Below are 26,825 nucleotides of genomic sequence, written 5' to 3'. Positions count from 1 at the left end.
GGGAATTTATCTGTTGATATATAGGTAGCCTGCTTTGCTTAAATTATCACCTTTGTTTTCATATTTAATAATATAGAAATACACTCCTACAGGTAATTGAGAATCAGTTTGAATTGTTACTCTTCCATTAGATATACCTCTAAAAGAATTAGCTCCATTGTCATAACCTGACATCTCATACACGATAATACCCCAACGGTTATAAATCTGTACGGTATTATTTGGATAGGATTCTATATTATCAATTATAAATGTATCATTGGTTCCATCATTATCCGGTGTTATGATCTCATTGGTAACAGAAACACCTGTTTCTACTAACTCCGGATCACAACCTGCTTCCAATGTAGGTACGCCGTTTAATGAGTCACACGGGTTAAGAGGGTCTGTTCCATCCACTATTTCCTGACCATCTACAATAGTATCGCCATCCGTATCCGCAACATCTGGATCTGTACCTATAGCTTCTTCCTGAGCAGTGGTTAGACCGTCTCCATCACAATCAGATATAAGATAATCCCCTTCTTGTTGTAAGGTAATACTATTTTCTATGTAATCACAAGGGTCTTCCGGATTGGTATTATCTTCTAGCTCGTGACCATTGATTACACCATCTCCATCACAATCTGCAACTAGGTAATCACCTGAGAAATCCAAGGTAACGTTCTCTATTACATAATCACATGGGTCATTCTTATCCGTGCCGTCTGCTTCCTCCTGAGTGTCAAGGACTCCGTCTCCATCACTATCGCCAATTTCCCTGAAATTAACTTCAGGAGTTGTAGCATCGTCATCGTTATCCGTACCATCTGCACCTGTATCCAAATCGTTGTTTACATCTAAACCTGGCGTATCGTCAAAACCGTCATCCAATCCGTCTGAATCAGAATCAACACCTGTAAAGGTACCTTGACCAGCTTCATCAATATCTAGCACACCGTCATCTTCAGAATCAAGGTCTAAGTAATCTGGAGTTCCGTCACCGTCCGTATCTTCTGGCACCAATCCACCTGGGTAGTTGGTATCCAAGCCTACTTCATCAAAAGCATCGGCAGGAACAACATACGCCAAGGTAGGTTGCGCTTCTACGTTATCTGGAATACCATCATCATCTGCATCAATATCCAAAAAGTTAGCTTCACCTGTACCATCTGTATTTGGTGGTACTGTTCCTTCTGAACTATCGGCTTGACCGTCAGTATTTGCATCTGCAAAACCAGCATCATCAGCGTCAATTACACCATCACCATTTGTGTCAAGTGCGCCGTTACCGGCTTCCACTACATCTGTAATACCGTCATTATCGGCATCGATATCAAAATGGTTCGGGATTCCGTCACCGTCAAAATCGAACGCTGGTTCCGTTGTTCCGTTTACATCTCCGATTGCTGGATCATTTGAATCGTCATCAGAATGGTTAGGAACACCGTCATTGTCATCATCTGCACTTGGGTCGATTCCGTTGGTCTCCACTAAATCAGCGATACCATCATTATCGTCATCAAGATCTATTGTATCAGGAATACCATCTTTATCATAGTCTAGGATATCTCTAAAATCTACCTGAGTTAAATCAGCATCATCTTCGTTATCCGTACCAATGGCACCTGTATCCAAATCATTGTTTACATCTAAACCAGGAGTATCATCGTAGGCATCGTTAAGACCGTCTCCGTCGGCATCCGCTAATGGATCAGTCATTGTGCCTTGACCTGCTTCTAAAGCATCACTTACGCCATCTGCATCTGAATCCGAATCAATATAATCAGGAGTACCATCCATATCTGTATCTGCTGGCTCTATACCACTTGGATAATTCGTATCCAATCCGGTCGCATCAAAAGCATCTGCTGGAACTATGTATGCATCGGTTGGTTGTGCTTCTACGTTATCCGGAATACCATCATCATCTGCATCAATATCCAAGAAGTTAGCTTCACCTGTACCATCTGTATTTGGTGGCGTTGTTCCTTCCGAACTATCGGCTTGACCGTTATCGTCCGCATCGGCAAAGCCGGTATCATTACTATCGATTACACCGTCATTGTTCGTATCAAGGTCGCCATTACCAGCTTCCACTACATCTACGATACCATCATTATCGGCATCAATATCAAAGTGGTTCGGGATTCCGTCACCATCAAAATCGAACGCTGGCTCTGTTGTTCCGTTAACATCTCCGATTGCAGGGTTGTTTGGATCATCATCAGAATGGTTAGGAACACCATCATTATCATCATCGCCACTTGGGTCGATTCCATTGGCCTCATCCAAATCCGAAATGCCATCATTATCATCATCCAAATCTACCGTATCTGGAATACCATCTTGGTCTGTGTCTAGCATTGACCGGAAATCTACCTCGGCCATATCTGCATCGTCTTCGTTATCCGTACCCTCCGCACCAGTATCCAAGTCATTGTTTACATCTAAACCAGGAGTATCATCAAAAGCATCATTAAGACCGTCTCCGTCGGCATCAGCCAATGGATCCGCTATTGTACCTTGGCCTGCTTCCAACACATCATCAATACCATCAGCATCTGAATCCGAATCGGTGTAATCAGGCGTACCATCATTATCAGTATCTTCTGGAACCAATCCACTTGGATAGTTCGTATCCAATCCGGCTGCGTCAAAAGCATCCGCTGGAGCTATGTAAGCATCTGTTGGTTGTGCTTCTACGTTATCTGGAATACCGTCATCATCCGCATCAATATCCAAGAAGTTAGCTTCTCCTGTACCATCTGTATTTGGTGGCGTTGTTCCTTCCGAACTATCGGCTTGACCATTATCGTCCGCATCGGCAAAACCAGTGTCAATACTATCGATTACTCCGTCATTGTTCGTATCAAGGTCGCCATTACCCGCTTCCACTACATCTACGATACCATCATTATCTGCATCAATATCAAAGTGGTTAGGAATTCCGTCACCGTCAAAATCGAACGCTGGCTCCGTTGTTCCGTTTACATCTCCGATTGCAGGATTACTTGGATCATCATCCGAATGGTTAGGAACACCATCGTTGTCATCATCGGCACTTGGGTCGATTCCGTTGGCCTCATCTACATCTGAGATACCGTCATTATCATCATCTAAATCTATCGTGTCCGGAATACCATCTTGGTCAAAATCCAATATTGATCTGAAGTCAACCTCAGCCATGTCTGCATCATCCACATTATCCGTGCCGTCCGCACCAGTATTCAAATCGTTGTTTACATCATTGCCAGGAGTATCGTCATAAGCATCGTTAAGACCATCCCCATCTGCATCTGCCAATGGATCTGTTAAGATACCTTGACCTGCTTCGAGCATATCGGAAATACCATCATTTTCAGAATCCAAGTCTAAATAATCTGGCGTTAAATCACCATCTGTATCTTCAGGAACCAGGCCTGTTGGATAGTTGGTATCTACACCGTCTCTGTTGAAAGCATCTGCTGGAGCCACATAACCAATTGTAGGCTGTGCTTCTACGTTGTCTGGAATACCATCATCATCCGCATCGATATCCAAGAAATCTGCATTTCCAGCCGTATCCGTATTTGGTAAGGGTAATGGGTCTGCTGCTGTATCGTCATCTAGACCATCATCATTAGCATCCGTGAAGCCATCAACGCGACCATCATTATCCGTATCGGTTCCTCCAGCCTCAACAATATCAAGAATTCCGTCATTATCAGAATCTAAATCAAACGGGTTTGGTATACCGTCTCCATCAAAATCACAGGATTGTGTCAAAGAAATACCATCAATTCCAAAATCGTTTCCAATACCTCCGCCTGTATTATTATCTATAGCGAAAGTCATACTTGTTTCCGTAGCCGTAAAAATCAATGAAACTACTTTCCATTCCCCATCATTAGGAATATCTCCTGAATTAAACTGATCCACCACAGTACCTCCACTGTTAAGCACTAACATTGAAACGTTTGGTGCAATTGGTGTGTTTCCTAAGAATTGTTCCGTACCGTTATCTGCATACCCAGGGTTGAACAAGTTGATAATTGCCGTCTTAAACTCATAGGTTTCACCTACTACCAAACCTGTTATTGTCTGTTCATAGAAACGACCTGCTGCACCATCTGCATTAAAAAGAGCAAAGTATCCCAACTCGCCCGGAGCATCTGTAGTATAATCTTCTATATCTAACCAAAAGTTAGGAATAGGTTCACCTGCTACATATGAAAGACCTACGGAGTTCGTGACCAATGCATAGTTACCATCAGAAGGTCTAGGTGCATCATTCCCATACGTGGTTGTAATGCCCGCTGGCATTGGTTTGGTGTAGGTATCGTAATTGTCCGGGTTACCCGCACCATCACCGGCTCCATTAAAGTAGGTGTCGTTAGCAGTATCCGCTACTCCGAAGTCACCATCGGGAATTAAGGAAACACTTCCCATTCCGCTACATTCCTCTAAATCAGGAATTCCGTCATTATCATCATCCAAATCAACAATATCCATAATACCATCTTGGTCGCGATCTAATATAGATCTGAAATCAACCTCAGCTGGATCTACGTCATCTTCGTTATCCGTGCCGTCAGCACCTGTATCCAAATCATTGTTTACGTCTAAGCCCGGCGTATCATCAAAAGCATCGTTCAATCCGTCTCCGTCTGTATCCGCCGTAGCATTTGTAATTGCTCCCTGACCAGCCTCCACAACATCTGAAGTTCCATCATCATCCGAATCAAAATCTATATAATCCGGAGTTAAATCCCCATCTGTATCCTCTGGTCTTAAACCGTTAGGGTAGTTTGTATCTACACCATTGAAATCAAAAGCATCAGCTGGAGCAACATAACCTGATGTAGGCTGTGCCTCCACATTATCTGGAATACCATCATCATCTGCATCTATATCCAAGAAATCTGCATTGCCCGTAGTATCTGTAGTTAAAGGAATTGTTCCCTCGGAACTATCTGCTTGTCCATCTGTATTTAAATCTGCAAAACCGGTATCGTTAGTGTCAATAACACCATCATTGTTGATATCTAAAGCATCATTACCTGCTTCATATACATCATATATACCGTCATTATCTGCATCGATATCGAAGTGGTTAGGAATACCGTCACCATCAAAATCAAATGCTGGCTCTATCGTTCCGTTTACATCACCCACTGCTGGGTTAGCTGGATCATCATCTAGATAATTTACGATACCATCGTTATCATCATCGGCACTCGGATCCATTCCGTTTGACTCATCTAAGTCTGAAATTCCATCATTGTCGTCATCTAGATCAACGATATCCATAATACCATCCTGGTCACGGTCTAGGATAGACCTGAAATCTACCTCGTCAGTATCCAAATCATCCTCGTTATCCGTACCCTCTGCACCTGTATCCAAATCATTGTTTACATCTGTACCGGGCGTATCATCAAAGGCATCGTTTAATCCGTCATTATCCGCATCAGATAAAGGATCAGTCATAGTTCCTTGCCCTGCTTCAATGATATCCGGAGTACCATCACTGTCAGAATCCGGATCTAAATAATCAGGAATTAAATCCCCATCTGTATCTTCAGGTGTAATTCCACCTGCATATTGAGTATCTAAACCTTCAGCGTCAAAAGCATCATCTGGAGCAACATAAGCTGCAGTTGTTTGTGCTTCTACATTATCAGGAATACCATCATCATCTGCATCAATATCTATGTAGTTTGCACCACCTGTTGTATCTGTATTTAATGGCGCAGTACCTTCTGTATCGTCCGCTTGACCATTGTCATTTGCATCTAGGAATACATCATCAGTACTATCTATAGCACCATCATTATTGGTGTCTAAAGCGCCTGTTCCATTTTCAACTACATCTAGAATACCGTCATTATCTGCATCTATATCTAAGTGGTTAGGATTAGCATCACCATCAAAATTATCTATTGGTAAAGCTGTACCTGGACCATCTGTAGCAGTTGGAGTTGTATTATCATCTGTATCTACAATATCTGAAAGTCCGTCACCATCTGCATCGGCAATGGGACCTGTACCGATAACACCATCGTTATCCGGATCAGAACCACCAGCTTCCGTTACATCTGGAATACCATCATTATCTGAATCTGTATCTATTCGATCATCAAATCCGTCACCGTCGGTATCTGGATTTTCTAAAGGCGTACCAGGAGTAGTTGCATCAACTGGATCAACGCTATCTGCTAAACCATCACGGTCTGTATCTGTTGCGAAAGTGTCAATAACACCATCATTATCCGTATCTGGACCACCGGCTTCCGTTACATCTGCAATACCATCATTATCTGAATCCAAGTCTACTCTATCCTTAATACCATCACCATCTGAATCCTCATCTGGTAAAGGAGTTGTTGCAATTTCATCCGCAAGACCATCATTATTCGTATCCGTCATTGAAGATGGGTCACCAGGAGTTGGGTAGTCTATATGACCATCACCATCTGTATCTGTACCACCAGCCTCTATAGAATCAGGAATACCGTCATTATCTGAATCTAAATCAATACTATCTGGAATACCATCACCATCTGTATCTCCTGTTTCATCGGTGTCTAAAATTCCGTCGTTATCATCATCAATGTCAACCGTATCCATGATACCATCATTATCAGAATCTAATATGGACCTAAAATCAACCTCTGAAGTGTCTAAATCATCTACATTATCTGTAGCAATTGCACCTGTATCTAGGTCATTGTTTACATCATAACCAGCAGTTGTATCATCATAAGCATCGTTTAAGCCATCTCCATCAGCATCGGCTAAAGGGTCTACCATTGTACCTTGACCTGCTTCCTCAACATCACTAACACCATCCGCATCAGAATCCGCATCTAAATAATCAGGAATTAAATCACCGTCCGTATCCACAGGGGTTAACCCTACAGGATAATTGGTATCTAATCCGTTAGCTGCTTCAGCATCAGCAGGAGCAATATAACCCGCTGTAGTCTGTGCTTCTACGTTATCTGGAATACCATCATCATCCGCATCAATGTCCAAATAATCTGGACCGCCTGCAGTATCTGAATTAGGAATTGGAAGTGGAGATGCTGCCGTAGCGTCATCCCAACCGTCTGTTGTAACGGTATCATCAAAACCATCTACAACACCATCACCATTAACATCTAGTCCACCAGCTTCGGTAGTATCCGTAATACCATCATTATCAGAATCTATATCTAAGTGATTAGGAACACTGTCTCCATCAAAATTGTCTATTGGTAATGGAGTACCTGGACCATCGTCTAGTGTACCTGTTGTATTATCATTTGGATCTACTAAATCTGAAAGTCCATCTCCATCATCATCTGCAATTGGACCTGTACCGATTCTACCATCGTTATCCGGGTCAGAACCGCCAGCTTCAATTACATCTGGAATACCATCATTTTCAGAATCTAAATCTATTCTATCATCCAATCCGTCATTGTCCGTATCCGGATTCGGAATTGGCGTACCTGGAGTAGTTGGACCTACTGGATCTACACTATCTGCAAGTCCGTCATTATCTGTATCGGTCATGAACGTATCAATGATACCGTCACTGTCACCATCTATACCACCAGCTTCGGTAGTATCCGTTATTCCGTCATTATCAGAATCTAAATCTAAACGGTCTAAAATTCCGTCATTATCAGAATCTTCATCTGGTAAAGGCGTAGCATCAACACTGTCGGCAACACCGTTACCATCAGCATCAGCAAAACCATCTACCGCACCATCGCCATCGGCATCTACGCCTCCGGCCTCTAAAGTATCTGTAATGCCATCGTTATCGGCATCTAAATCTAGGTAATCCGGATTGCCATCACCATCAGTATCAATTGGGTCTATACCATCTGTATCTGCACCAATTGCCGGGATACCTGTTAATGGATCTATAGCATCTGGTGTATTAAAGCCACTTGTAGTTTGTGCTTCAACCGTATCTAGAATGCCGTCATTATCACTATCCAAATCGTAGGCGTTTATTATTCCGTCTCCATCAAAATCACCGCTTTCATCAGTAGCCCCATCTCCATCTGTATCAAAAACATTTGATGTAGAGTTTACTTGAACACAACCATTTTGCGGAGTACAGGGCGCACTACCTTCTGGACCGTCCGTAGTATCATTATCTACTACATCTGCAAGACCATCATTATCTACATCTGTAATAATATCTATGACACCGTCACCATCAGCATCTATATTAGCGGAACCACTCTCAACAATATCCGTAATACCATCATTGTCAGAATCCAGGTCTAACTGATTTGGAATACCATCGCCATCTGTATCAAAATTGATACATATACCATTAGCATTCAATCCTCCACAAGTTGGGAAATCCGTGTCATAGTAGTTTGGAATACCATCGCCATCTAAATCATCATCAGGATCAGGTAAGCCCATTGTTGCACAATCCCATCCATTGATGCCATCAAAAGTAGCGGCACAGAAATCTGGATCTTCATAATCTAGGGTGCCGTCACCATCTGAATCGCCATTATAAACTTCAATAACATCTGGTATACCGTCATTATCGTCATCTAAATCTAGCGGCGCGCCCGAAGTAACGGATACAGGAATTAAGACAGCTTCGCACTGGCAATTTGTACTAGAAGGTAAAAACTCTACTATAAAGTTAGTACCAGAACAAGCAGCTCCAGAAGTAGTAAACACAATTTCGTCAGTAATCGTAGACGAATTTGGAATTGCATCGGCTATTGATCCCGTAGCTATAGCAGCACCATCAATATCTCCATTTACATCTGCACAATATACACTATAAGCATAACCAGCATCGGCATCTACAAGAGCCGTGTTTTCAATATCTAAGGATAAATGATATTCATAGTTATTACTAGTATCTACAGAAAAGAAACTATCATTTGGCGTACCAACTAAAATAGGTTTTTCTAAGGGCATAATTTCATAGGAAGAACCTGTTGCTATTTGAAAATCCGCACAGTTAGTAGTAGAGCAAGTTATACCGCTCACTGTAACATAGTTTACTATCTGAACTTCTGCTGAATCATCACAAATACCCTCGTTGGTAGTTATGAAATCAAAGTCGAAGTTTATTGTAGACCCAGCAGTTACACCGGCAGGATATTGTAAAATGAGTTCTTCATGGTCTCCTACAGTTGCTACACTTACAAATGAAGCACCGTCTGTACTTGAAAAAGATGATGGTACGTATTCAATCCCTGATCTTAAGGTTACTTTTCCAAAATCAGAACTTCCTGTTGTACCACCTGTTATTGTAGTTACTACACTAATTTCATCAGTAATACCACAACCTTGGATTGGCGCGCCAAATCCTGGAAGGTTAATTGTACTTAACGCATTGTATGGTGCTACTGCACCTAATGCCTGTATAGAATTTGATACAACTCTTGAACCGTTACCCGCGGCGAGATCACCACATGGTTCTTCCCCATACACCTTAAAAGTAAATTCTGAATTTGAAATAAAATCACACTCCAATTGAATTTCAAGATCAACATGTGCCGTTCTTTCATCTATTGAATTTTCCGCTGGATTACCCGCAATACCATTTAAGGCAAGGATATTGGTATGTTCCAACAAATTTACCTTGGCAATACCATTTTCTATAGTAACCGTTACCGCTTGAGTATCTGCAGGATCAAGCGAACCCTTGGGGTAAGTAACATCTGTACTAACTATAGTTATACCACCGTCCCCGCCAGGAATAGCAAACTGCAACGACGGATTAATTAAATCCCCTAATTGTGCGCTAATGACATCAACCCCTATATTAAATGGTGTACACAGAGCTTGTGCCGTGCTAGGTTGGTCAGTAATGGCTACTTGAACCTGTGAACCTTTAGGTTCTAAAGTTATAGATGTAGAGTTCTGGTAACAAGTAGCACCAACCGCCTGAAAATCTGAAACGGTTACACTAGTATCGGGATACCCAGGATAACCCGAACAATCCCAACCATGCTCCACTAGGACAGTTTGATCTTGACAGTCATCAAAGTCAGCTTTAAAACGTATAGATTTTGTAGATCCGGCCGCAATAGACCCTACCTCTATCCATGTTTTATCACCAGATTGATAGAAATTTACCGGAGTTTCAACCCCTGCGGCTACTGAGAATGCACCTGTTATATTAAGACCCTCTGGAGAGGTAACCTGCAACCAGTTATAATCCACATCATCTGGACTTTTGTTATCTATATTAGTATCAAAATCTACAGTATAGGCATCACCATTAACTGTAGGTAATGGAGATTGAATTTGAAAGCTAGGTTGCGTATAGCTAAACGTATTGGTATAAGAGAAACTTGAAGGTACCGGCGTTGCATAAGCAAAATCATCATAATTGACCGTAAAATCATACTGCGCAGACGCAGGTGACTCACAAGTACCCATAAATTCTACATATAATCTTGGTATAATTGTTCCACTTTGATCTCTATTTCTAAAATTAGGACCAGGGGTAATAACTATTTGATTTCCTGTTTCTGTGGCTATAAATTCGCCAGTAGTTGTTGAATATGCCCCTTGAAATTGTATTGATGTAACATTTCCTGTAAATCTAGCTCCTTCTGGAATATCTATTACGGTAGATTTCCATAACGTTAAAGGTCTATATTCATCAGCATGCATATCGGCAGGTGCCATATTTTTGACCATATTATATATGATTCCATTTGATGGCGTACAACCATCAGTTGCATGAGCAAGGTTGGCACCGTATATTCTAGGTCTTGAATAATATGCCCTGTCTCCCCAAGTATCGCAACCTACTCTATTAGGTGCAGTATTTGCCGGGTAATCAGTAAAAGCAAAGAATTCACCTCTTAAATTTGTAAGTTCAAAATAGGCTATATCTTGAAAATCTTTACTGAACTCAAAAGTCAATTCAAGTTCCACAATATCCCTATCAGTTGCATCGCCTTCAAACAAATAAGCCGCACTTATTAAGTCTTTTTCATCACTTAAATCAAAACTAAGCATATGCTCAGTTGAATTATTGGTGGTTAAGACGGGTGCATTAGTAAGGGTGCGTGAATTAGACGTACCTGCGCTATTATCATTGATGGTAATTTTAGAATCAACTAAAGTTATAATACCAGGACCACCTGCAGCAGCACTAGCTGTATCATATGTTAAATCGAAATATAGGTTATCTAATGAAATATTATTTATTGATGCCGTAGTGGTAATCTTCATTTGATCACCAGCTAAATATTTCTTGATACCATCTGTATTATCATCTAAGACAACCTTAGTGGTCATACTATTATCCGTCCAACCAGCAGTAAGTCTTCTGGCTTTAAAACCTTCAATTGCAGGACCTACACAGCCACCAGGGCAATGTGTGTATATATTTACAGTACCACAATGAATATCTTGAGACCAACAAACACCAGCCGAACTCGTTGCCGTATAATTAGTTGTATACGGTATAGATTGTATACCATTGGGGCCACATGTGAAAGTCATAGGAAAATCTACCCATTCTTTGAATCTACCTGCGTACATGTCCGTTGTTGTATACGTTACTTCGTTACCACTTTGGGTAAAACCAGCCGGTAAAGGTGTTTGCAACGCCATACCTGTAGGCACAGTAAGTGTTATACTCCATTCTGAAGAGGCATCATTAGAAAACATAGCGGTACCGTCTATAGTAGGTAAACCTGCTCCACCTGCATAAAATGCCGGAGCTATACTCACAACAAAATCTTCATTGTTTACAATATCCGTAGGTGCTTCAACTTCTGTAACATCTTGGTAATCTCTAATAATATTGAAATACCCAATATCAATACGTTCTGGAATACGGTCGCTCTTACATTGATCTTTAAAATAGGTATCTATATAAGTATGTTCCCAACCCATATAATCAAACCTTGCAACACCACAATTATCTTTAGGTGTTACCGTAAAGTCAAAAGATAGTTCTGTAGCTTCGCCTGGTGGTAAGTCATCATAATAGCCGTCATTATCCAAATCATCAAAACCTCCCGGTCCATCTGGATCAGAATTGAAAAAGTTTGGCGGTATAGAAACTGAAGTACCATTATCCCCTCTAGTCGGATAAATAGTACTTGGTCTATCTTCTGGTGTAAAAGAAATACCCGAAGCAAATCTAAAATTAGAAACACTTCTTGTGTCAAAATAGGTAAAATCCCAAAGAGGATTAGTAGCAGCAGTAGTAACTGGTGATGTATTATGTCCACTACCAATATTAATACCCAAGTCTAATGCCATAGAACCTACAGCTGTATTTGTATTTTCTATTCTAATAGTGTAGGTAACCGCGCCACATAAATCTGGTGTAGTAGATCCAACTTTTGAAATAGCTATATCAGGTACATTAGCGCCAAAGTTTAACGAACCGGTTTGCTGTTCTGCAGCTTGGCAAATCTCACCCGGATTACAACCCCAATACGTATTATGGATAATTGCGGTATCCAAACAATCATCAACTCTAAAAGCTTCTTCAAAAATAATAACCTCTCCATTGTCAAAGCAATTGTCATTATTACCCACAGCACCTGCGAAAGGTGCTGCATTTAAATCTATTAAATAGGTCAAAACCTGCCCGTTAATTGATGAAGGGGTTAACTCCGTACCTGCATAAGACAATGTATATTCATCATCTACATCTACTCCCAAATCAACATAGTATGTGAATGTTTCCGTACATCCGTTACCACCTTGGGCGAGTGTAATATTTCTAGTATAGGTTTCACCAACATTGGCATCAACAGTTGGTATTGCCGAAATATTTAAAGAAGCGGCCATTAAGGGATAAGAAGATATCGTTTCTAATGTATCTGAGTCTGAATTGGCACCACCTGCATCCTGAAAGTTAATCGTATGCGCGTCTTTAAACAGCCCGCCAGAATTTGAATGAACTACTGCGGCGCAATTAGCACTACGCTCAAAAGTAAAAATTACTTCATCGCCAACATCCCAATTTGCGTTACTTGGTCGCAAAATGGTAAAAACAGGATCAGAAGGCGTACCGCCTTCTCCAATAGAATATTGATTTGCAACTATGGGGTCCCCAAATGAATTTACCTGAGAAGTTATACTTGCTGTACCTGAGACATACTCTACGCCAGGAGGCAAATCAAAAGTGATGCTAAAATCGTTACAGCTCCCATTTTCTCCTCTTATAAATACTTCTTCAAGAGAATTATTGACTCCCCCACAGGTAGCTAGACTTTGGGGCGTGAGGTTTACCGTATATCGATTACTACTGATTTGAGCATCCACATTAATAGCGTAGAATAGCACAGCTATCAATGTAAAGACGCAACTTTTGATTGAAAAATTCATAACGTGGCGGTTAGTGTAAATATATATGGTTTACTATAAAAGTAGGTAAAAGACTACATAAGTAAAGTTAATATTATCAAATATATCTGCAAACCTTAGCTTATGCCATTAATTGTTGTCTATTAAGAGGGATTGTATGGGAAACTGCATTTTTTGTATATGACAGAACTTAAAAAAAATGCATTTCATCGAATAGGCCTTTATTCACGGTATTTACAAGAGCATCGTTTTTCAAGTTAAAATACAAAAGCCAACTACAACGTTGTAGTTGGCTTTTGCATTTTTCTGTTTCACCTCCAAAATACACAAGAAACACAAGGTCCAAAAAGTTAGTTACCAAGCGTATAAGTCAGGCCGAGGCAGAATTAACCAATTATATTTTTGTAAGAATTACTACCTGAATACCCTAACTTCTGCCCTACCCTTTTTAAAATAATTTTGATACATTTGGTTTTCTTAGGCTCACCCTTGTTTTACCGCATCTATGAATTCAGTATACCCTTGTGTTCTAACTATTGCCGGAAGTGATTCAGGTGGTTGTGCAGGCATTCAGGCAGATATAAAAAGTATTAGTGCCAATGGCGCTTTTGCTGCTTCGGTCATTACGGCTACTACAGCTCAAAACACCCGTGGTGTTTTTGATATTCATGCAATACCCGTCTCCCACATACGCAAACAGCTAATTGTAGTTTTGGAGGATATTGAGTTTGGAGCAATAAAAATTGGTATGCTACACTCTGCTGAGGTCATTGAAACGGTAAAAAAAACACTAAAAGAATATTCTGTAAAGAACATTGTTCTAGACCCGGTAATGGTGGCTACATCCGGAGATAGACTTCTAAACAAAGCCGCATTGGATAGCCTAAAATCTTTTTTGGGCGATGCTTACCTCATTACCCCTAATATTCCTGAAGCAGAAATCCTCATTGATAAAAAAATTGATTTTAACAGTGTTGCCGAAGCTGCAAAAGAAATTGGTAACACCTTTAAAACCTCGGTTTTGCTAAAAGGAGGGCATCTGGAAGGTTCTGACCAAATGACCGATACCTTGTTCTTGTACGATACACAGAAAACAGTGTTCGTTTCCAATAAACGTATACATACCAAAAATACACATGGTACAGGGTGCACCTTATCTTCTGCCATTGCCGCACAATTAAGTTTGGGATACGACCTTGAAGAAGCGGTAAAAAAAGCCTGTTCGTATTTAAACAAAGCCATTCTACAGGGTAAAGACAGGGTTTTGGGTATGGGGCATGGTCCCGTTCAACATTTTCCTGTATAAAATTCCAAAATTTTTTTGATACATATCGATATTTTTCGATATTTGTATATATGGATATTAAAGAAGCAGTTGAAATAAGTAAATGTTTATCTAACAACACCCGAATGCAGATAATGGAGTGGCTCAGGGAACCTGAAAAGAACTTTCCGCCACATGTGAGCATAAAGCATTTTAATGATGGGGTCTGTGCTTCCTATATATTCGAGAAATCCAAACTGTCGCAATCAACCATATCCAATTATTTAACCAGCATGGAAAAATGTGGCTTATTGATTATGACACGTCATGGAAAATGGTCCTATTTTAAAAGAAACGAAGCTATAATTACCGAATTTGCAAAATTTTTGCTCTAATTTTTTAACCTATCAAATCGACATATATAGATATTACTATTTAAAATGAAATTGTTAATCGATATTTTCGGATGGACGGGCTCGGGGCTCATCATCTTGGCCTACGCCATCACAATGATGGAAAACAAAAAGTTTCTAGGCTATAGTAAGTACTTAAACCTACTTGGAGGATTATTAATTGCAACCAACTGTTATTATTACAGTGCCATTCCTCCATTTGTATCTAATATGTTGTGGAGTATCATTGCCACCCTAACTATTTACAAAACCAGAAAAAAAAGACCAAAACAGAACAATAGAAAACGTTTAACCTAAAAATAAGAAACTATGAAAATCTTGATTATTGGAGGACACGGAACTATAGGAAAAAAAGTAGTGGCGCATTTTTCTAAAAAAAATAAAGTAGTCATTGCCGGTAGAACGTCCGGTGATTTTCTTGTGGATATTAAAGATAGTTCCTCTATTGTTAAAATGTTTGAGCAAGCTGGCAAATTTGATGCTATAATCTGTATTGCAGGCGAAGCAAAATGGGACAATTTTGACCGTCTTACGGAAGATGATTTTCATATAGGACTGAACAGTAAATTAATGGGTCAGGTCAACTTGGTTCGCATAGGCCAAAAGTTTCTTGCACCACAAGGTTCCATAACCCTTTCCACAGGTATTTTGGCAGATGACCCCGTGGCCATGACCACTAGTGCCGCCATGGTAAACGGAGCTATCCATAGCTTTGTACAAGCTGTAGCATTAGAAATAGAAAACGGTATAAGGGTAAATGCCGTTTCTTCCGGCATGGTAGAAGATGCCTATGAAAAATATAAGGATTATTTTCCGGGGCACAACCCTATTCCTATGAATAAGGTAATAAACGGGTATGTAAGAAGTGTTGATGGAAAAGGCAATGGCGAAATTATTCGCATTTACGATTAAAGCCGGTTTATTTTCCAGGACTTAGCTATTTGGTCTATATAAGGGCCTAATTATGCTAAAATTGATCTAGATTAAACATTTGTGGTAGTATTAAGAATGTCCGTTGCTTATCAACGGACATTTTTTTTAGAATTTGCCACCGTATTACTAGACCGGACCCTATGAAAACTAAAATCACTTCAATTCTAACGTTGACACTTTTTTCTTGTGTCCTATCTTCTCTTTCAGCTCAAGAATCCAAGCTAGAATGGACCAACCCATTTCCGAAAAATGAACTTGGTTCTAGCTACACTATCACTCCAAGTGAGCTGCCCTCCAATCAAAAATTATTCGAAATAAAAAAGAACAAAATAGAAGTACTCTATACCTGGAAAGGAGATAAAGCCCCTTTTGGCATGATCACCACTACCAAAGAATACAGTCACTTTAATTTGGAACTAGAATATAAGTGGGGAGAGCGCAAATTTGCCCCTCGCCTAGAAGCCAAACGCGATGCCGGAATCGTATTCCACGTACAAGGCGAAAAAGTAATCTGGCCTACCTGTCTGGAATGTCAGATTCAGGAAGGAGACACAGGCGACCTATGGGTCATTAAAGGGCCAAAAGTAACATGGTATCAAAAGGACGGCTCTGAAAAACTATTGGATTCCAGCGGAAAAAAAACCTATATAGAAGGTGATAAATATGGTAATTATGAAGTTGATGGTTGGAACAAAGTACGCGTAGAGGTAAGAGGCTCAAAAAGCGCCAAATTCTATGAAAACGGGCAATTGGTCAATGAACTAAAAGACTTCTTAAATGCCAACGGAACCCCTTTAGAAAAAGGAAACATTGCCCTTCAGGCCGAAGGCTCCGAGATTACCTACAGAAATATAAAAATCCAAGAACTTAAATAAACCAGCATACTTACATTATTTAAATGAAAAACAAGATTACCTTTTTTTTGATATTGTCCTTTATGGGCACATGCTACGCCCAAGACAAATTTGGTCCCGATTGGGAAAATTTAAAACAACACAAAGCTGCTCCCGGATGGTTTGCAGATGCTAAGTTAGGAGTCTATTTTCATTGGGGCGTTTATAACGTTCCCGCCAATGGAAATGAATGGTACGGCCGTTTTATGTACGAAAACGACAGGAGAAAGACATGGGGAAAAGATGTTTATGACTACCATACCAAAACCTACGGGCGAGATGTAGATTATCACGACTTTATACCGCAATGGAAAGCCGAAAAATTCTCAGCAAAACGCTGGGTGGATATGTTTGAAAACATGGGTGCAAAATTCATAGGAACCATTGCGGAACACCATGATGGTTTTTCGCTTTGGGAAAGTGAAGTCAATCCTTGGAACTCCTTTGACAAGGGACCTAAAATTGATGTAGTTAAGCAAATTGGTGACGAAGTAAAAAAGCGAAATTTAAAATTCATGACCACGTTTCATCATGGTTTTCACATGCACTTTTATCCTAAAAAAGAGAATAGCTTTCTTCGTCCGGTAAGTACACACTCGGTAACCTATACTAATCCGGAAGTCCCTCAAGAAGATGAGTATCGTATTCTTTACGGAAATACCACGTACGAAGAAGAATGTGATATATGGTTGGGAAAACTAAATGAAGTTATCAATGCCTATTCCCCTGATTATATTTGGATGGATTTTGCCCAAGGCTATATTCAAGAGGACTACCGTAAGCAATTTTTGGCCAACTATTTTAATAAGGCACAAGAGCAGAATAAAGAAGTAGTGGTAAACACCAAAGGCTCATTTTTCCCAACGGATCTAGCTGTTGTAAACTTAGAAAGAGCTACAGTCATAGATATTGCCCCTGAAGTTTGGGTAACAGATTTTCAATTGGGCAGCTCGTGGGGGTATAATAAAGACAAGCGTACCGCTTTAGATCCTAAAAAAGCTATTCGGATATTGGCTGAAGTGGTGAGTAAAAACGGAGTAATGATTTTAGCTGCAGCTCCTATGGCAGAAGGGATTATTCCGGAAGAACAGGCCAAATCCATGGAAGGTATTGGGGCTTGGTTAAATCTATACGGTGAAAGTATTTACAATACACGCCCCTTTGTTGCCTACGGCCAAGGTCCTACCAAAATGAAACGAAACCCGGAAGATGAGTGGAATGATTATGGAGCCATTAAAGCCGGTTTATACGATTTAAATTCGGCAGATATTCGTTACACCAAAAAAGACAAAACCGTTTATGCCATTCAGTTAGGATGGCCCGGAGAGAAAGCCAACACCGTTCTTGAAGTTTTCGGGAACAAGGCCAAGGATATGGAAATCAAATCGGTTTCCGTATTAGGCAGTAATCAAAAGATAAAGTGGAAAAAAACAGCGGAAGGCCTATTGGTTACTGCTCCAAGAAAAATGCCGGCAGAAGCTGATGCTGCACTTGTTTACAAAATAACATTGAAATAGAAAAGGAACGGATATTACCATGAGCAAAAAATTCATTTACACATTGACCATAGGTCTCATGACTGCTTTAACGGGTATGGCACAAAATCAAAAACCGAACATCATAGTGGTCCTAACGGATGATCAAGGCTGGGCAGATGTTGGCTTTAACGGAGCTACGGACATACCCACTCCAAATTTGGACAAATTGGCTTCTCAAGGCGTTATTTTTGACAACGGTTATGTATCACATCCGTATTGTAGTCCATCTAGAGCCGGATTATTAACCGGGCGCTATCAGGCTCGTTTTGGACATGATTGTAATATGCCTTACGATTCCGAAAACGATGATACGGTAGGAACTCCGCTTTCGGAAAAAATGATTCCCGAAGCCCTAAAGGAACATGGGTATCGCACCAGTGCAATTGGTAAATGGCATTTGGGGGACCACCCTAGCCTACACCCCATTCATCAAGGTTTTGACCATTGGTTTGGTTTTGCAGGTGGTGGAATGAACTACTGGGGAATTCCTGACGGTCCTATCAAGACTATTGTTAGAAACGGAAAACCGGTACCACAAAATGAATTGCGTTACCTTACCGATGATTTTACGGATGAGGCCATAGACTTTATCACCAAGAAAGATGACAAGCCGTTTTTTATGTATCTGGCCTACAATGCACCGCACGCACCGGACCAAGCTACCAAACAATATCTTGAACATACCAAACATATTGAATACGGTGGGCGAAGTGTCTACGCGGCCATGGTAAACGCTGTTGATGCAAATGTTGGTAGAATAGATTCTACACTTGTTGCCAATGGCATGAAAGAGAACACTATTTTAGTATTTTTAAGCGATAATGGAGGTCGTACGGAACATGCGGATAATCGTCCGTACCGTGGTCATAAGGGCATGTTGTTCGAAGGTGGTATTAAAGTCCCTTTCTTCATCACATGGCCCAAAAAACTAAAAGCCGGACAGCACTATAAAAAGCCCATTAGCTCATTAGACCTTTTCCCAACATTTTTGGAAGCAGCCGGAGGTAACGTAAAAAAGGAGACCCAATTAGACGGCACCACATTGTTGCCCTATATTTTAGAGGGAAAGACCGGTTTGCCACATGAACAGTTGTTCTGGCGTTCCGTAGGTGGTTTTGAGTATGCTGTTAGAGTTGGTGATTACAAACTTTACAAAAGTGCTTATAAAAGTAAAACCCTACTTTTCAACCTAAAGAACGACCCTTGGGAACGAACGGATACAGCGGCCGATAATCCCCAAAAAGTGGCCGAATTAGAAAAGGCATATACGGCTTGGGATGCAAAGAACCTAGAACCAGGATGGATAGACCCACATGCAAAAAATGTAATCAAAGAAGAAAAAGCTTTTGAGGCTTTTAGAAAAAAAGCTGAAGGTCCAACTGGTAAATAAATCATAAACGGAAGCATTAATATAATTTCAACAGACAAAATGAAATATTCTAATCGGTTTAAATATTGGCTTATTGTTATGGCCATTTACACCTACGCAACGGTTCAGGTTACGGCCCAAGAGCAACCCAATTTCATCTTCATATTAACGGATGACCAACAGTACGGTCTTATGGGCTGCACCGGAAATACTATAGTGCAGACTCCCAATTTGGACCAATTGGCAAAAGATGGGGTTTTATTTACCAACGCCCATATTACCAGCGCTATCTGTACTCCTAGTAGAGCTAGTATTTTAACCAGTCAATTTGAACGTAAGCATGGCGTGAATTTTAATTCCGGCACCAGTATGTCTAAAGAAGGTTGGGCCAATACCTACCCTATGGTCATGCGAGAAAACGGGTATTACACCGGCTGGGTAGGAAAGAACCATGTTCCCGTTGGCGAAGGTGGTTATGATAGTGGCCTTATGGAAAAAAGCTTTGACTACTGGTACGCAGGACACGGCCACTTGGGCTTTTACCCTAAAGACCGCCATAAGATTTTTAAAGATGCTAAATATGATACCCAAGTAGAAGTTGTTGGCGAAGGTGTGCAGGACTTTTTATCCAACGAGCAAAAATTGGGCGGTGCTATAAAATTCCTAGACCAGAGACCAACGGAAAAACCTTTTATGCTTTCCGTTTGCTTTAATCTACCCCATGGTGCCGGTACCGGATCTATGCAAATGAGAGATTCGGACGATGAGATTTATAAGACGCTATATCGAGACCAGAATATTCCATTACCGGAAAATTATGTTGCAAGAAAGGATATAAAAACACCTAAACTTCCTGCCGAAATCCATCATGCCGGAGACCGCCAAACAGGCTATGACTATGTAGATACTCCAGAAGGTTTCAAAGAGCGATATATTAGACAAATGGAAGCTATGACCGGTATAGACAGACTCATAGGCCAGCTCAGGAAAACATTAAAAGATCAAAAATTAGATAAGAATACCGTTATTGTTTTCACATCTGACCATGGTCTTTTTATGGGACAATTCGGTCTTGGCGGAAAGGCCTTGTGCTATGAGGAAACTACCCACGTGCCCATGATTATCTTTGACCCCAATACGAAGAAATCAAAACGAGGTAAAACTTCCGATGCTTTGGTACAGAGCATAGATATTGCTCCTACCATGATGACCATGGCCGGTATTACCGTTCCAAGCACCTATCAAGGTAAAAATCTAACCGGACTTTTAGCTGGTGAAGAACAGGCCGTGCGCCCGTACCTTTACACTGAAAATTTATGGTCTACCCAATTTGGAAACCCAAGATGTGAGGCCGTACAGGATAAGGAGTGGAAATATATACGTTATTATAAAAACGAAAACTTTTCTGCATTAAAGAAAATTGCCACTGCAAAGCAAATGGGTATCAATACAAGCGCCATGCTGTACAAAGTACACGACCCGGATATTGCTGTTTACCGCGATTATGCCGAAGGACCTTTAAACGGAGAACCCGCAGTGTACGAAGAGCTCTTTAACCTTAAAGACGACCCAAAAGAAACCACAAACCTAGCTTCTGACTCCAATTTGGAAAGCAAATTAAAGGAAATGAGAGAAGTTTGGAAAAAAAAAATTACCAATGCCCGTGGGGATGGGTTTCCTAAAGTATTACGTTATACTGCGGACAGCGAAGGAGAACGAGGGCATATTATAGAACCAAAGTAATAGGGTATCAATTTTCTCTAATTTTATCCGGCAAACAAGAAACTAAATAGATATGAAAAAGTTGGGCAGTGTTTTATGTATGTTGGTTCTCTGTTGTGCCGTAGCACCATTATTCGCCCAAGAACATAGTGGGGTTACCTCCAAAAATTGGGGAACGGCCAATGGTGAAAATGTATTCTTATACACGCTTACCAATGACAATGGCATGGTGGTAAAACTCACCAATTTTGGAGGCACCATAACTTCCATCCTAGCTCCTGATAAAAATGGAAAGTTTAAAGATGTTGTGCTCGGTTTTGATAATTTGGAACAATACAAAGCCGAGCACCCCTGTTTTGGGGCAACCATAGGCCGCGTTGCCAATCGGATAAGAAACGGTCAGTTTAAAATAGGTGAAACTACCTATCAACTTTCTCAAAATAGCAACGAGCATTGTTTACATGGCGGCAATGAATTTGATCGTGTAGTTTGGGCATCGAAGATCGTAGTAAATGATCAAGGACCTTCTGTTCAGCTACACCACCTCTCAAAAGATGGAACCATGGGGTTTCCGGGAACCTTGGATAGTTATGTAACCTATACCTTAACCAATGACAACCGCCTTATAGCACATTATGAAGCTACTACGGACAAAGCTACACATGTGAACATGACGCAACACAGCTATTTTAATCTTAATGGTATGGAAGATAAAATCTACGACCATATCATTACTATAGATGCGGACACCTATACTGAAATTGACGAAGAAATTATTCCCACTGGAAAATTAGCTCCCGTAAAAGGTACAGATTGGGATTTAACAACACCCACCCCACTAGGTGAGAACATTCATAAATTGGATTTTAACGGATATCATTACAACTATGTTTTTAACAAGGCCGTTGGAGAGTTAAAAAAGGTAATAGAAGTTTGGGAACCCAAATCCGGCAGAACAATGACTATTTCTACCACCCAACCCGGTGTTCAATTTTATTCAGGGAACGGAATTGGAGATACCTTTACAGGAAAAAATCATATAAAATATGCAGATCACATGGCATTCTGTTTGGAAACACAACATTTTCCGGACACACCAAATCATGCTAATTTCCCCTCTACCTTACTTCTACCGGGAGAAAAATATGATGAAACCGCTATATTTCACTTTGGCATAAAAGACTGATTTTTGGTTGCTCAATAGAACAAAAAACAATCATAAGCTTCTTTAATATATAGAAGAAGGATGATTTAATATTCCTAACGGACGTACTCCTTATTTCAATAGAACACTACCGAAGGTTTCTTGACCTTTTCCTCTTGTAGTTTGCATAGGTTTATCTGTAACAGATTGCGACTTTCACCCTCGTATCGATATACTTTAACCAAAAAAAAACCGCCCCCATGTTTCCATGAAGAGCGGTTTTAACTAAATAATCAAAACACTACTAACAATCTTGATCAAGGTCGATTATCATCTACTTGAATTATATAATCGTCATAATAAACATCACTTATTCCTCCTGGCACGGGTTGAATTCTTACCGTTCCGTTTGAGGTGGCATCTGCGGTAAAAGTAAACTCTACCAACTGCCAAGTTCCCAATACATCTTCCGCACCGTTCCAAGAATCATCAATTTGCTGATTCCCAAAATAATGCTTAGCAAAAGCAGTTGTGGTGGTACTGCCCAAATACCTTTTAAATTTCACCCTGTATACAACACCCGCTTCAAACGGAAAAGTGCCACTGGTAACTGTATTAGGTTTGTTTCCGTCAGGAGCGGACAAGTGCATGACATTTCCTGTGGGTTCTACCGTAGAAACAACATCGGGTGTTGGTGCCGCAACAATTTCTGCAGCTCCGGTTCCATTAGAACCTGTGTTTAACCAATCCGTATCTATTGCATTCTCAAAACTACCTACATCACCTATAACATTGTCTTCGTTTGCTACAACCATATCAGGACCAAAATCTACTAATTCCCCAGCTCCAATAGAACGAATATCGCCCGGGCCTGCATAGGAAACCGTAATCTCATCATCTCTATACAATTCTTCGCCAAGTATCATTTTTAAAACGGCTGCATTGGCAGGGTCTACCTCAACAGAAGTAACAGTTGAAGCAACACCGTTTAGCATAACCGAGAAGCCCATAGTGGCATCTGCAGAAGCCGTAATGGAAGTAGGATCTAACTCTTGGTCAAAGGCCACTAAAATAACATCCTCCTCCGTAGTTTTTTGAATCATTCCTACCCTATTCACGGGAACGGGTACATACACTTGAACGGCCACATCGGCAAACGCTTCCAAAACGCGTTCATCTACGGATTTAAGCGTAGCACTACCACCGTCATAAGAAACCGTAACCGTATTAGCTGCATCAGCACCCTCTAATGGAGTGTCCAAGGTAAGTACAAGTACAGAGGCATCTGCAGGACGCTGTACTACAGAAGCAACAGATCTAGCCGCACCATTTACTTCAACTACAAAGTTGGCGGAAACATCTTCCGTAAGAGGTACCAATTTTGAACTTAAAGGTACTTCAATAGTATTATCTGCCAATTCTATTATATCACCGGACTGCTCTAATTTTTCGTCCAACGCGATAACGTTAAAAACTACCGGTATTTCATAGGTCTCATCATCTGCCTTAACAGTTTCGGTCCTATCTCTTTTTGAGACCAAACGGCCTTTGAACTTACCTATACGCTTGTTAAAAGTTAACGTATCAATAGTCTTCTCTTCGTTTACATTTATTATATTCTCCTCATCCTCTTCATTCTCCTCTATGGTGTGAATGGTCCAAACTGTAGTTGTTGGTCTGGAAGTATTGTTTTGGCGACTTAAATCTTCAAAAATAAGTTGCTCACCAAACTTAATATCGATTTCTGCTTGATTTTTAAAATCGATAGTATTCCCTTCCAAATCCCTTATCTCCATATCTGCCACGATAGTATCGTAAACATCAACAATAATGGTATAATCCAGAACCCAGGCCGAACCCTTTTGCACGGTTCTTAAGGTATCTATAATAACCGAGTTAGTTTCCGTATCCCAACCTGTGGGCAAAGCAAACTCCGTATATTCCTCATATTCATTGTGCAACTTCACAGGAGTTAGGGAGTCTCCTTTGGTAAACAATACATGTACCGTTCGTTCATCAGAAACCTTACCCGCACCCTCAATGACATAGGATTCAAAACTATCTGCACTTGTAGGTAAAGGCCCCTCTAGAAAAAAGGTTCCTTCCGGTATGGTCCATTCGTGTTTGGTAGTACCATTGGACAAGTCCATGAACGATCCGTAGTTATTGATATCTATATCTTTTACCACAGCCGTACCCCAAGTTGTGGTGAATGCAGCATCAACAAAACTATTGGGTGCTACATATTCATCATCATCTTCACAGCCAACAATAATTAGCAGTAAAAAAAGAAACCTAATACTATATTTTATATCTCTCATTTTATTCTATTTAGGTTTGATTTTATTGAACGAACTCGTCCCAGTTAAGGTTAGAGTCTATTTCACTTTGTGGCATTGGCAAGTAAGAATGTAAACTTTCGTTAAACTTCTCCGCACCCACTTGGCAATCTTGAACTTCAGGCGGTTGGTTAAAAACCTTTTTGGCCTCGTAGGTAGTTGGCTCTTCTCCGGATCTAGTTAAATAGCATTTAAACCTTGTTCCATGTTTACCGTTCAGATTCTTCTCAAAGTGCCAATAGTCATATCTTTTTGAAGCTAGGTTTACCAATTGCTCCTTAAATTTGCCCCACCGTCTTAAATCCGTAGCGCGATCGCCCTCCAAGGACAATTCCAACGGTCTTTCCGTAAAACGTAAATGTTCCATTAAATTCTGAAGTGTAACAGGTTGTTCCCCGTTAGAACTATCAAAATCAATATCATCCATATAGGTGGTCTCCAGATTGTTAAACTCTGCACCAGCTTCGGAAGACTTACCCAATAATACCAAGTGGGAACGTTTTCTAACCCTGTTGATATATCTTAAAGCTTCGGACAGATTACCGGATTCTATCATACATTCCGCATACATTAAATACACATCCGCCAGGCGAATAACAGGAATATTAATTCCGGAACGATTGTTCATTAAGGTAGACCTATCTTCTCCTGCGCCACCGCCAATAGTGTTCCAGTGCAAGAACTTCTTGAACATATTTACACGGTTTCTAGCAAACGGGGCTACCCCTGCAGCATTACCATATTCTCCACATACGGCGCCGTACATTGGGGAATCCGGGTCATCTACTTGACCCATACAATCTCCCATTCTTTTACTGTACAACCGCATTCTGTCTTCCGTTCCAATTATTTCGCCATTTTCGTTGTACACATCTGCTCCAACGTTGATGTTCGCTGGATCGGCCGGATCAAGTTTATCCTCACGGTATTTCATGACCAACCAAGAACTAGGCTGAATATTGGCATTGTAAACGATATAAGTAATGTTCTGCGCCAAGGATTCCTCTCCTGTAGTTTCCAGATTAACATTGGTGGTAAAGTTTATTTCAAAAATAGATTCCGAATTAAATTCAGCTATACCCGTTACCGTTGTAGCAATATCCTCGGTTAATGCATAATTGTAATTTTCAATTACATTCTTAAAATATACTTCGGCATTTTGAAAATCATTTTCGGCCAAATAACTTTTACCCATTAGGGCCTCGCAAGCTCCGGCAGTAATACGGCCTAGATTGTTACTCCCCAATGACTCCCAATCCGAGTAGGTTTTAGGTAGGTTATCTATACCGTACTGTAAATCATCTCTGTAAAAGGCCTGAACCGCATCCGAAGAAGACAACGCCTTCTGAAATTCTTCAAAATCCTTGGGTACGGAACTTACCAATGGCACATTACCATTGTTAAAACTGGTATTGAGAACGTAGTAAAAATAGCCCCTTAAAGCACGTGCCTGAGCATATACTTCCAACCCCTTCTCTTCAGCGGCCTCGGTTTTATAACCTTCTGCCAGTCGTTCATAATTCTCTATTACCTGATTGGCCCTAAAAATACCCAGGTATAATGCATTCCACTTATTCTCTACATATTTTGTATTTGCCGTAAAGTCTTGAAAATACATCTCATCGGGTCTGGTAGCCTGTCTGAACCCACTAGGTACTGCCAAATCCGTACGTACGGATTCATTCTGAATACCCAATATATCATTATTCTTTAGGGCACTATAAACGGAATTCAACCCTTGATCAAGTTGCGTATTGTTTTTCCAAAAACTCTTGGTAGTAAGCGAGTTTGGATTGGTTTGATCCAAAAAATCGTCGCTACATGCCTGTGAAATTACCACAAGCGCACACAAGGCCATAGCCCTCTTAAAGCGGCTATTTGTTGTTCTAAATTTTGTTCTATATATCTTTTTCATCTTTTCTTGTG

At 40.5% G+C, this 26,825-nt stretch carries 12 protein-coding genes; 9 read left to right on the top strand and 3 right to left on the bottom strand.

Annotation, left to right across the window (positions count from 1 at the left end; all coding sequences use genetic code 11):
- Positions 1-6: 6 nt before the first annotated feature.
- On the bottom strand, positions 7-13,305 hold the full coding sequence (locus tag KO513_RS15510) for a gliding motility-associated C-terminal domain-containing protein (RefSeq protein ID WP_215914179.1): 13,299 nt from the start codon (positions 13,303-13,305) through the stop codon (positions 7-9).
- A 484-nt stretch (positions 13,306-13,789) separates the two neighbouring features.
- Here KO513_RS15510 and thiD point away from each other — a divergent pair, with 484 nt between their 5' ends.
- The 9 genes from thiD (at position 13,790) to KO513_RS15465 (ending at position 22,602) form a co-directional block, all read left to right on the top strand.
- A complete protein-coding gene (thiD, locus tag KO513_RS15505) occupies positions 13,790-14,590 on the top strand; it encodes a bifunctional hydroxymethylpyrimidine kinase/phosphomethylpyrimidine kinase (protein ID WP_215439744.1) in 801 nt (266 codons plus the stop codon).
- 104 nt (positions 14,591-14,694) lie between these two features.
- Positions 14,695-14,943: an ArsR/SmtB family transcription factor gene (locus KO513_RS15500; protein WP_317195440.1), complete on the top strand. Its 249-nt coding sequence runs from the start codon at positions 14,695-14,697 to the stop codon at positions 14,941-14,943.
- 45 nt (positions 14,944-14,988) lie between these two features.
- Positions 14,989-15,258, top strand: coding sequence for a hypothetical protein (locus tag KO513_RS15495; protein ID WP_215914178.1), 270 nt, complete (start codon positions 14,989-14,991; stop codon positions 15,256-15,258).
- 12 nt (positions 15,259-15,270) lie between these two features.
- Positions 15,271-15,873 carry a short chain dehydrogenase gene (locus KO513_RS15490; RefSeq protein ID WP_215914177.1) on the top strand — a complete coding sequence of 201 codons (603 nt, stop codon included), beginning with the start codon at positions 15,271-15,273 and terminating at the stop codon, positions 15,871-15,873.
- A 161-nt stretch (positions 15,874-16,034) separates the two neighbouring features.
- On the top strand, positions 16,035-16,769 hold the full coding sequence (locus tag KO513_RS15485; RefSeq protein ID WP_215914176.1) for a 3-keto-disaccharide hydrolase: 735 nt from the start codon (positions 16,035-16,037) through the stop codon (positions 16,767-16,769).
- A 23-nt stretch (positions 16,770-16,792) separates the two neighbouring features.
- Complete coding sequence (locus tag KO513_RS15480) at positions 16,793-18,304, top strand: alpha-L-fucosidase (RefSeq protein ID WP_215914175.1); 1,512 nt, start codon at positions 16,793-16,795, stop codon at positions 18,302-18,304.
- A 19-nt stretch (positions 18,305-18,323) separates the two neighbouring features.
- On the top strand, positions 18,324-19,715 hold the full coding sequence (locus KO513_RS15475) for a sulfatase-like hydrolase/transferase (RefSeq protein ID WP_215914174.1): 1,392 nt from the start codon (positions 18,324-18,326) through the stop codon (positions 19,713-19,715).
- Between the two features lie 39 nt (positions 19,716-19,754).
- The gene (locus KO513_RS15470; protein WP_215914173.1) at positions 19,755-21,437 is read left to right on the top strand and encodes a sulfatase-like hydrolase/transferase; all 1,683 of its coding nucleotides are present in this window, start codon (positions 19,755-19,757) and stop codon (positions 21,435-21,437) included.
- Positions 21,438-21,489: 52 nt separating this feature from the next.
- Complete coding sequence (locus tag KO513_RS15465; protein WP_215914172.1) at positions 21,490-22,602, top strand: aldose epimerase family protein; 1,113 nt, start codon at positions 21,490-21,492, stop codon at positions 22,600-22,602.
- Positions 22,603-22,877: 275 nt separating this feature from the next.
- On the opposite strand, the gene KO513_RS15460 is transcribed toward KO513_RS15465, so the two are convergent.
- Both KO513_RS15460 and KO513_RS15455 read right to left on the bottom strand, forming a co-directional pair.
- Complete coding sequence (locus KO513_RS15460) at positions 22,878-24,881, bottom strand: SwmB domain-containing protein (RefSeq protein ID WP_215914171.1); 2,004 nt, start codon at positions 24,879-24,881, stop codon at positions 22,878-22,880.
- 22 nt (positions 24,882-24,903) lie between these two features.
- Positions 24,904-26,814: a RagB/SusD family nutrient uptake outer membrane protein gene (locus tag KO513_RS15455; RefSeq protein WP_215914170.1), complete on the bottom strand. Its 1,911-nt coding sequence runs from the start codon at positions 26,812-26,814 to the stop codon at positions 24,904-24,906.
- Between the last annotated feature and the right edge of the window lie 11 nt (positions 26,815-26,825).

The organism is Zobellia sp. B3R18 (assembly GCF_018860715.1).
Taxonomy (GTDB): Bacteria; Bacteroidota; Bacteroidia; order Flavobacteriales; family Flavobacteriaceae; genus Zobellia; species Zobellia russellii.
This window is presented reverse-complemented; position numbering and strand designations above follow the sequence as displayed.